This window comes from Acinetobacter sp. 228, from assembly GCF_048147885.1.
The window spans coordinates 1-1,463 of sequence record NZ_JAYWYV010000233.1; the positions used below are offsets into that span (position 1 = coordinate 1).

Genomic DNA, 1,463 nt, shown 5'->3' on the forward strand with positions numbered 1-1,463 from the left:
ATTAGCATCCCTTTCGAGATGTTGTCCCCCACTAATAGGCAGATTCCTAAGCATTACTCACCCGTCCGCCGCTAGGTCCGGTAGCAAGCTACCTTCCCCCGCTCGACTTGCATGTGTTAAGCCTGCCGCCAGCGTTCAATCTGAGCCATGATCAAACTCTTCAGTTAAAATCATTTTGCACCTTATTTATAGACAAGGTGCCAATTCTGGCTCATCAATTACTGACTTAAATTTCGCTCAAATAAACTTCGAGTAATTTAAACCAATCAATCAATGAAAATTATTTCGATTAATCAATCAGTAAAAATCCACACAAGTTGTTCTTCAATTCTCTTAATGATCTTCTTACTGGTTCGTCACCAGCAAGCTAGGTCGGCTATATTACTCTTAATCTCTTAAAAGTCAACAGGTAATTTCGATATTTTTAAAACTTATTCTCTAAACCATCTCATCATCAAATTCATCACCTAAAGCAACTAATCTAATCACAAGTAACTGTTTTTCAACAAGTTTCTATCTGCATCACCGCCGATGGATGTGCATTATAGACCATCTCATTCCCTTTGCAACCCCTTTTTATAGCATTTCATATCAAGCGGTCGTTTTTTACCCAAAAATGATAAAAATATTCATTTTTTATATAAACACGGTTGTAAAAGCAGCAATTTATCGAGCATTTTTTCGTTTTGATTCTTTTCTTGCCATCTTAAAGGTCGACAATCAATGTATTCACAATATCCACCTTCTCCTTGAAGACATTGATCATTCCAACTTAATTGATAACGAAAACTTCCTATGTATCCAGCAGCTAACCCAAATTTGTAATCACCACGACTTTCACCATAGAGTTCAAAAATAACTTTTCCATTTTTTTTACATTGCCAAGAAAACTCTCGTGGTAAATACATTTCTCGCCCATGCGGTGTTTCAACTTTTGGATAAACCCGGTGGATGTGGAAATTAACATCTTCGGTAAACGTGACGGGCTGCTTTCCTAGTTCTTGAATATCTAAACGTGAAAATAGAATGATATTCCACTGATTTCTTATTTGAGAAAGTGTAACTTGAGTTGTTTCATTCAAATTAATAATTTGGCAGGTATAAAAACATAAAGATAAAAAAGGTAAATGTAAGGCCCGAGCATGTTTAAATCGGCCTAATCCATTGACCTCATATTTCTGTCCTTTATATAAAATCTCACCTTCACAGTGGCACAAAATAGACCAGTAGTCAGATATTCCCCACTGCAATGCTGATGAATTCGAAATATCGGAAGGAGTTTGGACGATTAAATCACAACTCATTTCAGAATCGATTCGTCTAAGCTGAACTCTTGGGATTTGCCACTCAATAAGATCAGTTTTATCGAATTGATACCGACTAGGATTAAGCTGACATTGGCGTCGAATGGAATAAGTTTTTAAGTGCCCTACACTATGTAAGCTATTGCTAACCAGTACAGT

The 1,463-nt window shown here is 36.6% G+C and carries 1 rRNA gene and 1 pseudogene; both read right to left on the minus strand.

From position 1 onward, the window contains the following. Positions 1-167 (minus strand): 16S ribosomal RNA (locus VXQ92_RS17705); the annotation flags it as partial. A 419-nt stretch (positions 168-586) separates the two neighbouring features. Beyond that, positions 587-1,463: pseudogene (locus VXQ92_RS17710) on the minus strand (DUF6670 family protein); the annotation flags it as partial.